Raw genomic sequence first — 13,111 nt, forward strand, 5'->3', positions numbered from 1 at the left:
GTAAACATAGGTAGTGCCGTTCTTCTTGTTGGTTACATATACTAAACTCATAAAATCACGCCTTTCCACGTTATAATTATAACGTGGAAAGTGCGGAAATTCAATAGGAATAGCCAGAAAATTCCTTTTATATCAACGTTTTTTGCATTCCTCGTTATAATTTACACGGGAATGAAGGTATAACGGGTAAAATAAAACATTTAGAATTTGATGATGAGCACTTTTATCCAGCCAAAGAGGCCATTGATATGTACCATCACTATAAGGAAGATATCGCTTTGTTTGCCGAAATGGGTTTCAAAACTTACCGTTTATCCATTGCATGGACACGTATTTTCCCTAATGGAGACGAAGCGGCTCCAAATGAAGAAGGCATAGCATTTTACGAAGACTTATTCAAAGAGTGCCATAAGTACGGAATTGAACCTTTAGTAACAATTACTCATTTTGATTGCCCCATTCATTTAATCAAACAATACGGGGGATGGAAAAATCGCAAGATTATCGACTTTTACGAAAATCTTGTGCGCGTATTGTTTACAAGGTACAAAGGCCTGGTTAAATATTGGATAACGTTTAACGAAATCAATGTTATTTTACATGCACCATTTATGGGAGCTGGGCTCGTTTTTAATGAGGGCGAAGACAAAGAACTTGCAATGTACACAGCAGCGCATCACGAGCTTTTAGCATCTGCCTTGGCGGTGAAGATAGGACATGAAATTGATCCGGAAAACAAAATTGGTTGTATGATGGCAGCAGGTACGTACTATCCATACTCCTGTCATCCAAGCGATGTTTGGGCAGCTTATGAAGATGGCCGTAAGGAATATTACTTAGTTGATGTCCAGGCTAGGGGATCTTACCCTCCATTCTTTTTAAAACAATTAAAAAGCAAAGGATATGAATCCTTTATTGTAGAGGGAGATTTTGACTTTTTGAAAGAAAATACAGTTGATTTCGTTTCATTCAGTTATTACGCAACGCGTGTTTCCGTTGGGCAAGAAAATACTGAAGTGGAATATACTCCTGGCAATATCGTAAAGTCTGCCAAGAATCCCTATCTTGAATTAAGTGAGTGGGGTTGGCAGATTGACCCCCAAGGTTTCAGAACAACAATAAACAATTTGTATGACCGCTATCAAAAACCATTATTTGTTGTCGAAAATGGCTTAGGTGCAATTGACCTGCCGGATGCTGATGGCTATGTAATCGATGACTACCGAATTGATTATATGGCGAAACACATTGATGCTATGCGAGATGCTGTAAACATAGATGGTGTGGAGATTTGGGGTTATACCTCTTGGGGATGTATTGATCTAGTTTCTGCAGGAACTGGTGAAATGAAAAAGCGTTATGGTTTCATATATGTTGATCGGGATAATGAGGGAAACGGAACTTTGAAGAGAACGCCAAAAAAATCATTTAATTGGTATAAAAAGGTAATTGCAAGTAACGGTGAAGACACCTCCAATAACTGAATGCACGTTTAAAGTATATCCATTGTTTCAGCGATTCATTTGAGAATCACCAATAGCCAGATACACTGCTTTTTATTGCAGGTATCTGGCTATTTTCTTTATTTGTTTGGCGCTATGGTCAATCCTGTTCTATGTAATCATTTATTTTTGGAGTCGTTTTACGCTCAATCAACTTATATTCAAGGTGATGTTGTGGGATATTGGTGTTGTTCAATTGATTATATAGATGAACAAAAGAATTCTCGGCTTGAAGATTTGCGGAATAATCAACAGTTGTTACATGCATCAATCTACTGATATCACTATTATCAAAACCAATCACAGCGACATCCCGGGGGACATTATATCCTAAGTTCTGTAATTCGGAAATAAATTCAACGGCAATAGAATCCGAATGACATGCAAGAGCTTCAGGCTTATCTGTTGCATGATGAAACCAATGCGCAAGTTGGTTGCCATTGTTTTCGGTTGACGTTTCACAGAACAGCCAGTCAACATTCAATAATAATCCGTTACCCTGATAAAAACTATTGATGGCCTTGATTCGAGCTTTAGTATTCCTGTTCTCGGGATTGCCCATAGAGTGGGCAATTTTTTTATATCCCTGCTGATACAGGTAGTTTAAAGAAGCTAAATAGATAGGATAATGATCGATGTGAGAAGAATAAATCTGTTTAGAATTGATTCTGTACCTAGTAGCAATTGGTCCATATGCTGTATAAGACTCAAATACACTCCATTCATTTGATCTGTTAAATACAAAGATACCATCCAGCTGACGATGTTTCATTTGATTCAGAACATCGATTTCTTTGTTTTTATCACCATTCGTAAAATATAAAGTCACATAGTAATCATGCAAATTCGCAATAGCAATAAACGTGCCTAAAAAAGAATTTGGGAATCCGAGAGGGCTATTTGTTATGAATCCGATCGTTTGGGTTTTACCGCTTTGTAAATTTCGAGCGATCAAATTAGGAGAATACGCTAATTCCTGAGCGGCTTGTAAAACCTTCTTTTGCGTTTCTTTACTGACATATCCCTTTCCGGAAATTACTCTAGAAACAGTGCTTACAGACACTTTTGCTAACTTTGCTACATCTGAAATAGTAGACATCGTTCTTTACCTCCAAGATTATATCGCTTTCAGTAAGTATATCGGATTAAGTGGATGAATTCATCCCAACACGACCAAAAGATTTTCTTGTCCGACAATCTGCGTATAGCCAAATCTATCTTCCTGCAATTTTCTTGATAGGCTTGTTCTTCTAAAAAGAAAATACAGCCCCAAAAGATTTCTGTACAAAGAATTCTTTTGGGACTGTATTTTTGATTTATGAACTAATCCAGCATATCCTTATAGATTTCCTTCAGGATCTCCAGTTGGTCATCCGACCAGGTGCCGCGCTGGCGTTGGTCGCGGAAGCGGCGGCTTTCGGTCTCCAAGGCTTTTTTGGAGCGCTTGATGTCCTTGTAGAGTTCGATGGCGGAGATGCGCTGGGCACCTTTCGAAAAGACGAGCTGCTGTTCGGCCAGGTCGCTGGTGGCGACATAGACTTCGGTCAGCACGTTGCGCAGTTTTTTGACGACGCCTTCGATGTAGGTGTCGGCGGTCTCCCCTTGCGCAGTGAAGATGACCTTCACGCGGTATTTGGAGTATTCTTTCGTGATGCCGGGTACGAACTGGGCGTCAAAGACACACCAGACTTCATTCCCTTCATAGTTCTGATAATCGGACAGCGCCTGCAGCAGTTGATCCCTGGCCTCTTCGATGAGGTCCTGGTTCTTCAGCTTCACCAGTTCCGGCCAGGCGCCGATCATATTGTAGCCGTCCACTATCAGGATTTCTTTCTTCAACATGGCCTTCACCTCGCTTCTTCTGGTTCGCAGACGCTACAGATCAAACGTGGCGTTTGCGGAAAACTTCGTACATCATCAGTCCGGCTGCAACGCCGGCGTTCAGGCTCTGGACATGGCCGACCATCGGGATGGTCAACAGGCCGTCAGCGGATTCCTTCAACAGGCGCGAAATGCCTTTGCCTTCGTTGCCGATGATCATCGCCAACGGCAAGGTTGTATCCCACTGGCGGTAATCTTGTCCTGACATATCGGTGGCGTAGATCCAGACGCCGCGTTCCTTCAGTTCTTCGATGGTGCGGTGCAGATTCGTTACGCGCACGACCGGCACATGCTCGATGGCGCCTGTCGATGCTTTGGCGACGGTCGCCGTCAAGCCGACTGCGCGGCGCTTCGGAATGATGACTCCGTGGGCACCGCAGGCATCCGCGGTACGCAGCACGGAACCAAGGTTATGCGGATCCTCGACACCATCCAGGATGATGAAGAACGGATCTTCGTTCTTGGCGGCAGCCGCTTCAAACAGATCATCGAGCACGGCATATTGGAAAGCGGCCGTAGCGGCGATGACGCCTTGATGGACGGCATTGTCGGACAACGTGTCCAGTTTGGACTTCGGCACCGCTTGGATCTGGATCTTGCGGTCTTTCGCCAGCTTGATGATGTCGCCCAATTTTTCTCCGCCCAATCCGTCTTGGATGAACAGTTTGTTGACGTCGCGATCGGAGCGCAGCAATTCCAATACCGGGTGGCGGCCCATCACGAAGTCTTCATTTTCGGGTGTTTCTTTTTCTGCGTCATCGCGTCGTTTTGGCTTTGGTTCCGGTCTGCCCTTTTTCGGTGCATTGCGGCTGTCTTTGAACGCGCGGTTCGGTTTATTTTTCATAATTATTTTCCTCGACTTCTTGGATACACCAACGGATCAACTCTTCAAGCCGTGCTTTTTGCCCGGAAAGATGCAGATAGCCCATCAACGACTCGAAGCCGGTCGCGATGCGGTAGGTCGTTACGTCCGCATTTTTAGCGATTGTATGGCTCTTGCTGTTGCGGCCGCGACGGTACATGTCCAGTTCTTCTTCGCTCAGGAAGCCCTCTTTGGCCAGCATCGCGTGCATCAGCTTCGCTTGGGCTTTAGCGGAAACGAAGAAAGTCGCCCGGCGGTGGAGCTGGTTGGGTTTGGTGTGTCCTTTTTCTAATAAATGCGTTCTGATATAGGTCTCATAAGCGGCATCGCCGACATAGGCCAGGGCAAGTCCGTTCAATAGGCTCCAATTTTGTTCTGTCACTATGCTCTTCTCCATCTGGTGCCCTGTGAAGTGTCATCCAGGATGATGCCCTGATCCTTCAGGTAATCGCGGATTTCATCACTGCGGGCGAAATTTTTGTCTTTTCGGGCTTGTGTCCGTTCATCGATCAGTGTCTGGATATCATCGTCCAGCAAAGACTCTTCCTCCAGCACGACGCCGAAGACGCCGACCATCGCCTTGTACAAAACAAGTGCTTCGTTGATGACTGCTTCGGAAACGGCTTCGCCTTCCGCGTAGATGTTCAGTTCCTTGGCGAACTGGTAAACGACCGACATGGCGTTGTCCGCCTGGAAATCGTCGTCCATTTCGGCGACGAACTGCTGCTGCAGATTCTGGAACAAAACCAGTTTTTCCGCATCATCCGGCAGTGCCGCAACAGCATCCTGCAGGCGATAATGCGCGTTCTGATAGGCAATCTTGACCTTATCCAGGTTGATTTTCGCTTCTTCGATGGCTTTGTCGCTGTACTTGACCGGACGGCGGTAGTGCGCTGTTCCGAGGAAGAAACGCAGCACCTGCGGATCGACTTCCTTCAGGATATCATGCACCGTCACGAAGTTTCCGAGCGATTTGCTCATCTTTTCAGCGTCTTCGCCGATCGTGACGAAGCCGTTGTGCATCCAATAGTTCGCGAAGGTTTTGCCGGTCTTGGCTTCACTCTGGGCGATCTCGTTCTCGTGATGCGGGAAAGTCAGGTCATGGCCGCCGCCGTGGATATCGATGGTGTCGCCCAAGTATTTGGTCGCCATCACGGAGCATTCGATGTGCCAGCCCGGGCGTCCCGGACCCCAAGGCGATTCCCAGGAAACTTCATCCGGCTTCGCTTCTTTCCAAAGCGCGAAATCAAGCTGATCCTCTTTCTTGATGTTCTCTTCCGAGTCCAAGCGTTCGCTGGCGCCGACGATCAGGTCCTTGATCGATTGGTCGCTCAGTTTTCCGTAGTCCTTGAACTTGCCAGTGCGGTAATAGACGTCCCCGTCAGCCGCATAGGCATAGCCTTTATCGATCAAATCGCCGATGAAGGCGATGATGTCCGGGATATTTTCCATCACGCGCGGATTCAGCGTCGCTTTTTCGACATGCAGAGCCGCTGTGTCTTCATAGAAGGCCGCGATGAACTTTTCGGCGACTTCCTTCGCGGAAATGCCCATTTCTTTTGCGGCGCGGATGATCTTGTCGTCCACGTCGGTGAAGTTCGAGACGAAATTCACGTCATAGCCGCGGTATTCCAGATAGCGGCGGACGGTATCGAAAGCCACTGTGCTGCGCGCGTTGCCAATGTGGATGTAGTTGTAGACGGTCGGACCGCAGACGTACATGCCCACCTTATTCTTTTGGATCGGTTGGAATTCTTCTTTTTCGCGCGTCAGGGTATTGTAGATTTTTAACATTGCGCACTCCTTTCCAGCTTCGAAAAAAGGGCTGACGCCCTTTTTCGTTTGCTGATTATTCAGTTTTTTTCTAGTCTTTCAGCTTATGGTTATGGTAACGGACGATTTTTGCCGGTATGCCGACCGCTGTGACATCAGGCGGAATTTCGCTGACGACGACAGCCGATGCCCCGATTTTGGCATTGTCGCCGATTTTGATCGGTCCCAACACCTGCACATGGGCGGAAAGCAGCACGTTATTCCCGATGGTGGGATGGCGTTTGCCGGTATCTTTACCGGTGCCGCCCAGCGTCACGCCATGGTAAATCATGACATCATCGCCTACTTCGGCTGTTTCTCCGATGACGATCCCCATGCCATGGTCGATGAACAGACGCCTGCCGATCGTCGCTCCGGGATGGATCTCGATTCCGGTCAAGAAACGCCCGAGATGCGAAATCACCCGGCTGAAGGTATACCATTTTCGCTTATAAAAAAAATGAGCGATATCATATATAAGGATGGCATGTAACCCCGGGTACGTCAGAACGACTTCCAACGTACTCCTTGCGGCCGGATCATGATCTTTTATGGTTTGAATCGTTTCGCTTAATCTATTCAAGTCATTTCATGCTCCTTTTTGGATTATCCATCTATTATATAGAATCAGCTCATTTTTGCTATACTTTTTTGTCGGTCCTACATTTTTTCCAGTACGCTGTTCAGGTGAGCCAAGCTCTTCTCTCTGCCCAGCACTTCGATGGTCTTACCGATTTCAGGCCCGTGCATTTGTCCGCTGACGGCGACACGGATGGCCATGTAGAGGTTCTTGCCTTTGATTTTGGTTTCTTTTTGGACTGCCTTGATGGCTCCCAGAATTTCGGCTTCTTCGAACGGCTCGATGGCAACCAATTGTTCCTTGAATGCGGCAAGCACGGTCGGCGCTGTTTCGGCAGCCATGATTTCCTGCGCTTCTGCGTCCAGGTTGATTTCATCAGCGAAGAACATTTCGGATAGCGCAACGATCTCAGCGGCATAGCTCATTTGCTCGTGGTACAGACCAATCAGCTTTTTCGCATACTCGCTGTCAGCTTCGCTAGGGTTTTCCGGCAATTTGCCGGCAGCCACCAAATGAGGCGCGGCCAAAGTGACGATTGTATCCAAATCGGCGCTCTTCATGTATTGGTTGTTGATCCATTCCAGTTTCTTCTGGTCGAAGGCGGCTGGCGATTTGCTCAGGCGTTCCGGATCGAACATCTTGATCAGATCTTCTTTCGAGAAAATCTCGTCTTCTCCGACCGGTGACCAGCCCAACAGCGTGATGAAGTTGAACATCGCTTCCGGAAGGTAGCCCAAGTCTTTGTATTGTTCGATGAACTGCAGGATCGTTTCATCGCGTTTGCTCAATTTTTTGCCTGTTTCGCTGTTGATGATCAGCGTCATGTGCCCGAAAACAGGCTCTTTCCATTCGAACGCTTCGTAGATCATCATTTGTTTCGGTGTGTTGGCGATGTGGTCATCCCCGCGCAGGACGTGGGTGATGCCCATCATGTGATCGTCCACGGCAACCGCAAAATTGTAGGTCGGGAAACCGTCGCGTTTGCGGATGATATAGTCCCCGCCGACGCTGCTGGCTTCGAATGTGATCGATCCTTTGACGATATCATCGAATGTGTAGGTGTTTTCGATCGGCACACGGAAACGGATGACCGGCGTAATGCCTTGTGCTTCTTTTTCTGCTTGTTGGGAAGGCGTCAAGTTTGCGCATTTTCCGCCGTAATGAGGCATTTCGCCGCGTGCTCTTTGCTGTTCGCGTTCCGTTTCCAATTCTTCCTCGGTGCAGTAGCACTTGTAGGCGCGGTTGGAAAGAAGCAGTTGATCGATCAACGGATCGTAGATATGCTGTCTTTCGGATTGACGGTACGGTCCGACATTGCCTGGTTTGTCCGGGCCTTCATCCCAGTCCATCCCCAGCCATTTCAAGTTTTGCAGTTGGCTTTCTTCGCCGTGTTCAAGGTTGCGCTTTTGGTCCGTGTCTTCGATACGGATGATGAACTCGCCGTCGTTATGGCGGGCAAACAGATAGTTGAACAATGCAGTACGGGCGTTTCCGATATGCAGGTTACCGGTTGGGCTTGGTGCATAACGTACGCGGATTTTCTTTGTCATATGAAGTATCCCCTTTTCTGTGAAGCTGGTTATGTCGTGCTGGATTTTCTATTTGATTCCTTTTTGTGAATGCGCAGGCTTCGCAAAGATCATGCGGCCGGCAGCTGTCTGCAAGGCACTTGTGACGACGACCTCGATCGTCTCATTCATGTAATGCTGTCCCTCTTCGACGACGATCATCGTGCCGTCATCCAGGTAGGCCACCCCTTGGTTACGTTCCGTTCCGACTTTGATGACGGTGACGACCATGTATTCGCCGGGTATGACGACCGGCTTCACGGCATTGGCCAAGGCGTTGATGTTCAACACCGGCACATTCTGGAACTCGCAGACTTTGTTCAAGTTATAATCGTTCGTGATGACAACACCATCGATCAGTTTCGCCAAACGGATCAGCTTGCTGTCGACTTCAGGAATCTCTTCGAATTCGCCATCGTAGCTTTCCACAACGATGTCCTCTTCTTTTTGGAGTTTGTTCAGGATGTCCAATCCCCGTCTGCCCCTGACGCGCTTCAGGCTGTCAGAGGAATCCGCGATATACTGCAGTTCGCGCAATACGAAGTTCGGAATGACGATGACGCCTTCCAGGAAGCCGGTTTTGGCGATGTCGTAGATGCGTCCGTCGATGATGACGCTCGTATCCAAAATTTTGTATTTGCGGAAAGTATCATCCGCTTTGCGGTCAAGCATCTGCGGCTCTTCCTGCTTTTTCGGTTTCGGTGCGAACAGTTTACGGAATTCTTCGATCCGGGTCGTTCCCACGCGGAATCCCAGATACGCCAGGATTAAGGACAGGATAGCCGGCAGCACGTCGTTGACGACCGGAATCCGCAGTGATGTCAAGGGGATGCCGATCAGCCAAGCCAATACAAGCCCGATGATTGTTCCGATCGAACCGAACAGCATGAAGCTGACCGATAAGGTACTGAAATAATTCTCTATCTTTTGCATGATATCCAAAATCAATTTCATCAATAAAAATGACAATAAATAAAATATAAGTGCTCCAACCCCAAAATTAACAAAAACATTATTGAAAAGATTGTTTCGTATGCCCGCTAATTCCCACAGGTAAGGCAGTGCTGTAATACCGGCGCTGCCGCCCACCATCAGGAAGACGGCCGTAATGATTTTCCGTTTCAAAGGCTTCCCTCTCTTTCCTTCTGTCATCAATTTTTATTCGGAAATACTTTGCGCAGTGTTTCTTGAAGCGTTGCGACAGGAATGATCTGGATGCCCTCCGGGTGCTTCCAGCCAGCCATGTTGTTCTTCGGCAGATATACCTTTGTGAAGCCCAATTTTTGGGCTTCGTTGACGCGTTGCTCGATTCGGCTCACCCTGCGGATTTCCCCGGTCAGGCCGATTTCGCCGATGAAGCACTCGGTCGCGGAAGTCTCGGTGTCCCAGTAGCTTGAAGCGATGCTGACCGCCACTGCCAGGTCGATGGCCGGCTCATCCAGCTTCACGCCGCCTGTCGATTTGAAGTAGGCATCCTGGTTCTGCAGCAGCAAGCCCGCCCGTTTTTCCAGCACGGCCATGATCAGCGAAACCCGGTTGTAGTCCAAACCGCTTGCAGTCCGGCGGGCATTCCCGAAGACCGTCGGCGTGATCAGACACTGGATTTCGGCCAAAATCGGGCGCGTGCCTTCGAGTGACGCAACGACTGCCGATCCGGATGCTCCGGCGAGCCGCTCTTCCAGGAACAGTTCGGAAGGGTTCCGCACCTCGCGCAGGCCGCCCTCGATCATTTCGAAAACGCCTATTTCATCTGTCGAGCCGAAACGGTTTTTGACGGCGCGCAGGATCCGGAAAGCATGATGACGGTCGCCTTCAAAATAAAGCACCGTATCCACCATATGTTCCAGCATCCGCGGCCCGGCGATGGCGCCTTCCTTCGTCACATGACCGACGATGAAGATCGCGATGTCGTTGCTCTTTGCGATCCGCATGAATTCGGCGGTGCATTCGCGCACTTGCGAGACGCTGCCGGCCGTGCTCGTGTTGTCCGGATGGATCATCGTCTGGATCGAATCCACGATGACGAATTCCGGCTTGATCCGCTCGATCGTGTTGCGGATCGCATCGATATCCGTTTCCGGGTAGATGTAGAAATCGGTGCCCTTGACGCCGAGCCGTTCCGCCCGCAATTTGATCTGACTTGCGCTTTCCTCTCCGGAGATGTAAAGGACGCGGTGGCCGCCTTGGTTGATCTGCGCCGAAACTTGCAGCAGCAAGGTGGACTTGCCGATTCCGGGGTCGCCCCCGATCAGGATCAGCGAACCGGGCACGATCCCTCCGCCCAGCACATGGTTGACCTCTTCCATCTGCGTTTTGACGCGCGGCAGGTTCTCGGTCTTGATGTCCTGGATGGCGATCGCCTCAGGAACATTCCCGCTGAAATTGGAACGTTGCTGTTGCTTCACGGCTTTCGTCGCTTCCTTTTCTTCCTCCATTTGGTTCCAAGTGCCGCAGTTCGGGCAGCGTCCCAGCCATTTCGGCGACTCGTATCCGCAAGCCTGACAAACGTATTTCACTGCATTTTTCTTTGCCAAATGAATCTCTCCTTCAAGTATGAACCTACTTATCCTATTTTATCACAAAAAAGCCTGCTCTACGTATAACAATCCGCAAATACCCGCGGATTCGGCTTTTCTTTTTAGGCCTGGCCTGACGAGCCGAAACCACCTGTGCGTTCCGATCCTTCCGCTTCATCCTGGTCGGCTTTCAGGAACTGCAGGAAGATGCCCTGGCCGATGCGGTCGCCCTTGCGGATGACTTTGTCGCGCAAGCCGAAATTCAGGAACTGGAAGTAGATGTGGCCTTCGTTGCCCTCGTTATTGTAATAATCCGCATCGACTATGCCCACGCCATTCGGCAGCACGATGAAATTTTTCAGCGGATTGCTGGAACGGTTCGTCAATTGCAGGTACTCATCTTCCTGCATGTAGGCTTTGATCCCGGTAGGCACCAAAAGCGGACGCAAAAGTTGCTCTTTCTTTTCGAGCGCCTCATCTTTGTCGCTGCCGAACAGTTCCGCCAGATGCGATCCCGCGCTTTGCACGACCGTTTTCCAGATCGCCGGCAAGACGATTTCTTCGGCTGCTTCAAAATCATATCCCGCTGCGTGTTTCGTTGCACGCTTGGGCAATTGGATGTTTTTATCGGCATAACTGCTGATGACTTCAAACCCTCTTTTGCTCATCTATCAAAACCCCTTTTTCTCTCTAGTATCGCTGCATCGATTTCTTATGCATCAAAGAACCATTTTACCAAAACAACGGCGGTTTTTCACGGTTTAGTTGTGCATTTGAGCTTTCCTGAAGCTGCCGGAGCGAGCGCTGTGCAAACTATAGCAATGAATTGAGACTTTTTCATGACTAATTCCTGAGGTTTTTCTAAAAGCTTTCCGCGCCAAGAAAGCGCCTTCGGCAAAGTGCACAAAAACCCGGCGCCTTTTTTGGGCAGTTTCCCGTGGTTATGGAATCCGCTTTCAAATAAGATAAGGACATAAAAGAAAACCAAAAAAATCAAAAGGCAGGTACAAATAAATGGTAGAGATCCAGTTGAACAGCATCCATAAAAAATATGACAATTCCCAAAATTACTCCGTTACAGATTTCAACTTGCATATCCAAGATCGCGAATTCATCGTCTTTGTCGGTCCTTCCGGTTGCGGAAAATCAACGACACTTCGTATGATCGCCGGTCTGGAAGACATTTCCGAAGGCGAATTGGTCATCGGCGATACCGTCATGAACGATGTAGCGCCGAAAGACCGCGATATCGCGATGGTGTTCCAGAACTACGCGCTCTATCCGCATATGACCGTATTCGACAACATGGCTTTCGGTCTGAAATTGAGAAAGTACAGCAAAGACGAAATCAAAAAACGTGTTGATAACGCAGCTGACATCTTGGGCTTGACGGAATACTTGGACCGCAAACCGGCAGCTTTATCCGGTGGTCAAAGACAGCGTGTCGCTTTGGGCCGCGCAATCGTGCGTGATGCAAAAGTCTTCCTGATGGACGAGCCTTTATCCAACTTGGACGCAAAATTGCGTGTGGCCATGCGTGCTGAGATCGCAAAATTGCACCGCCGCCTGAACACGACAACTATCTACGTAACCCATGACCAAACGGAAGCGATGACCATGGCGGACCGCATCGTCATCATGAAGGACGGCTTTGTGCAACAGATCGGCAGCCCGAAAGAAGTCTATGATACGCCAGTGAACGTCTTCGTAGCCGGATTCATCGGATCGCCTGCCATGAACTTCTTCAACGTTACGTTGCAGGATGGCGTCATCACGAACGGCGAAGGTCTTAAATTGACTTTACCGGCCGGAAAACGCAAAGTCCTGGAAGAACGCGGCTACAACGGCAAAGAGTTGATCTTCGGCATCCGTCCGGAAGACATCCAAAGCGAGCAGATCGTTCTGGACACGAACCCTTCATGGGCCGTCAAAGCGGAAGTGGTCGTATCCGAATTATTGGGTGCTGAAACCATGCTTTACAGCAAAGTCGGCAGCACTGAATTCATTTCCCGTGTGGACGCGCGCGATTTCCATTCGCCGGGCGAAATCATTGATTTGGCCTTCAACATGAGCAAGTCCCACTTCTTCGACAAGCAATCCCAAGACGTGATCGCCATCCCTTAACCAGAGGATGGTCAGCATCACCTGAAACACACTTACCAGTTCTAACCTACCCTCCCCCCATAGAAAAAGGCGAGCCTCCATTGGCTCGCCTTTTTCTTATGGATGCAGTTGCGTATTTTGGTCGGAGGAGGGTGCCGGAATATGGGCGCAGCTCCGGCGAAGGACCTTCCAACAGGAGCACACCGGCAATAGTCGCATTCAACTACGGCGAAGCTGCCTTCATCGGAAAACACAGGCAGAATGTAGCAGAACTCCGGCGAAACCTC

Annotated in this window: 11 protein-coding genes and 1 pseudogene; 2 read left to right on the forward strand and 10 right to left on the reverse strand. The window is 48.9% G+C overall.

Features of this window, described 5'->3' with window-relative positions; all coding sequences use genetic code 11:
• Positions 1-179: 179 nt before the first annotated feature.
• Positions 180-1,484, forward strand: a pseudogene (locus BM184_RS12200) (6-phospho-beta-glucosidase); the annotation flags it as partial.
• Positions 1,485-1,602: 118 nt separating this feature from the next.
• On the opposite strand, the gene BM184_RS12205 reads toward BM184_RS12200, so the two are convergent.
• The 10 genes from BM184_RS12205 to BM184_RS12250 form a co-directional block, all read right to left on the reverse strand.
• Positions 1,603-2,601, reverse strand: coding sequence for a LacI family DNA-binding transcriptional regulator (locus BM184_RS12205; protein WP_086942785.1), 999 nt, complete (start codon positions 2,599-2,601; stop codon positions 1,603-1,605).
• 224 nt (positions 2,602-2,825) lie between these two features.
• Positions 2,826-3,341 carry an NYN domain-containing protein gene (locus BM184_RS12210; RefSeq protein ID WP_086942900.1) on the reverse strand — a complete coding sequence of 172 codons (516 nt, stop codon included), beginning with the start codon at positions 3,339-3,341 and terminating at the stop codon, positions 2,826-2,828.
• A 43-nt stretch (positions 3,342-3,384) separates the two neighbouring features.
• Complete coding sequence (gene rlmB / locus BM184_RS12215) at positions 3,385-4,101, reverse strand: 23S rRNA (guanosine(2251)-2'-O)-methyltransferase RlmB (protein WP_068561493.1); 717 nt, start codon at positions 4,099-4,101, stop codon at positions 3,385-3,387.
• Positions 4,102-4,216: 115 nt separating this feature from the next.
• Positions 4,217-4,642: a Mini-ribonuclease 3 gene (locus tag BM184_RS12220; RefSeq protein ID WP_086942787.1), complete on the reverse strand. Its 426-nt coding sequence runs from the start codon at positions 4,640-4,642 to the stop codon at positions 4,217-4,219.
• Positions 4,627-6,039, reverse strand: a complete 1,413-nt coding sequence (gene cysS, locus BM184_RS12225) for a cysteine--tRNA ligase (RefSeq protein ID WP_086942788.1) — start codon at positions 6,037-6,039, stop codon at positions 4,627-4,629. The genes BM184_RS12220 and cysS overlap by 16 nt, the downstream gene beginning before the upstream one ends.
• A 70-nt stretch (positions 6,040-6,109) precedes the next feature.
• Positions 6,110-6,640, reverse strand: coding sequence for a serine O-acetyltransferase EpsC (gene epsC, locus BM184_RS12230; RefSeq protein ID WP_086942789.1), 531 nt, complete (start codon positions 6,638-6,640; stop codon positions 6,110-6,112).
• A gap of 77 nt (positions 6,641-6,717) precedes the next feature.
• Positions 6,718-8,187 (reverse strand): glutamate--tRNA ligase, encoded by a 1,470-nt coding sequence (gene gltX, locus BM184_RS12235; protein WP_086942790.1) that lies wholly within the window; start codon positions 8,185-8,187, stop codon positions 6,718-6,720.
• A gap of 48 nt (positions 8,188-8,235) precedes the next feature.
• Entirely contained in the window at positions 8,236-9,330 is a 1,095-nt protein-coding gene (locus BM184_RS12240; protein ID WP_086942901.1) for a PIN/TRAM domain-containing protein, read from the reverse strand.
• A 26-nt stretch (positions 9,331-9,356) separates the two neighbouring features.
• A complete protein-coding gene (gene radA, locus BM184_RS12245; RefSeq protein ID WP_086942791.1) occupies positions 9,357-10,739 on the reverse strand; it encodes a DNA repair protein RadA in 1,383 nt (460 codons plus the stop codon).
• Between the two features lie 104 nt (positions 10,740-10,843).
• Positions 10,844-11,389 carry a dCTP deaminase/dUTPase family protein gene (locus tag BM184_RS12250; protein ID WP_086942792.1) on the reverse strand — a complete coding sequence of 182 codons (546 nt, stop codon included), beginning with the start codon at positions 11,387-11,389 and terminating at the stop codon, positions 10,844-10,846.
• Positions 11,390-11,735: 346 nt separating this feature from the next.
• Between BM184_RS12250 and BM184_RS12255 the strand changes: the two genes are divergently transcribed.
• On the forward strand, positions 11,736-12,845 hold the full coding sequence (locus tag BM184_RS12255) for an ABC transporter ATP-binding protein (RefSeq protein ID WP_086942793.1): 1,110 nt from the start codon (positions 11,736-11,738) through the stop codon (positions 12,843-12,845).
• The last annotated feature ends 266 nt before the right edge of the window (positions 12,846-13,111 follow it).

It is taken from the genome of Trichococcus pasteurii (assembly GCF_900112935.1).
GTDB lineage: Bacteria > Bacillota > Bacilli > Lactobacillales > Aerococcaceae > Trichococcus > Trichococcus pasteurii.

Bases quoted from the DNA above. Each gene is read 5' to 3' on its own strand.
- BM184_RS12205 (WP_086942785.1), bottom strand. From the start codon at position 2,601: ATGTCTACTATTTCAGATGTAGCAAAGTTAGCAAAAGTGTCTGTAAGC.
- BM184_RS12250 (WP_086942792.1), bottom strand. From the start codon at position 11,389: ATGAGCAAAAGAGGGTTTGAAGTCATCAGCAGTTATGCCGATAAAAAC.
- gltX (WP_086942790.1), bottom strand. From the start codon at position 8,187: ATGACAAAGAAAATCCGCGTACGTTATGCACCAAGCCCAACCGGTAAC.
- rlmB (WP_068561493.1), bottom strand. From the start codon at position 4,101: ATGGGCCGCCACCCGGTATTGGAATTGCTGCGCTCCGATCGCGACGTC.
- cysS (WP_086942788.1), bottom strand. From the start codon at position 6,039: ATGTTAAAAATCTACAATACCCTGACGCGCGAAAAAGAAGAATTCCAA.
- BM184_RS12220 (WP_086942787.1), bottom strand. From the start codon at position 4,642: ATGGAGAAGAGCATAGTGACAGAACAAAATTGGAGCCTATTGAACGGA.
- BM184_RS12255 (WP_086942793.1), top strand. From the start codon at position 11,736: ATGGTAGAGATCCAGTTGAACAGCATCCATAAAAAATATGACAATTCC.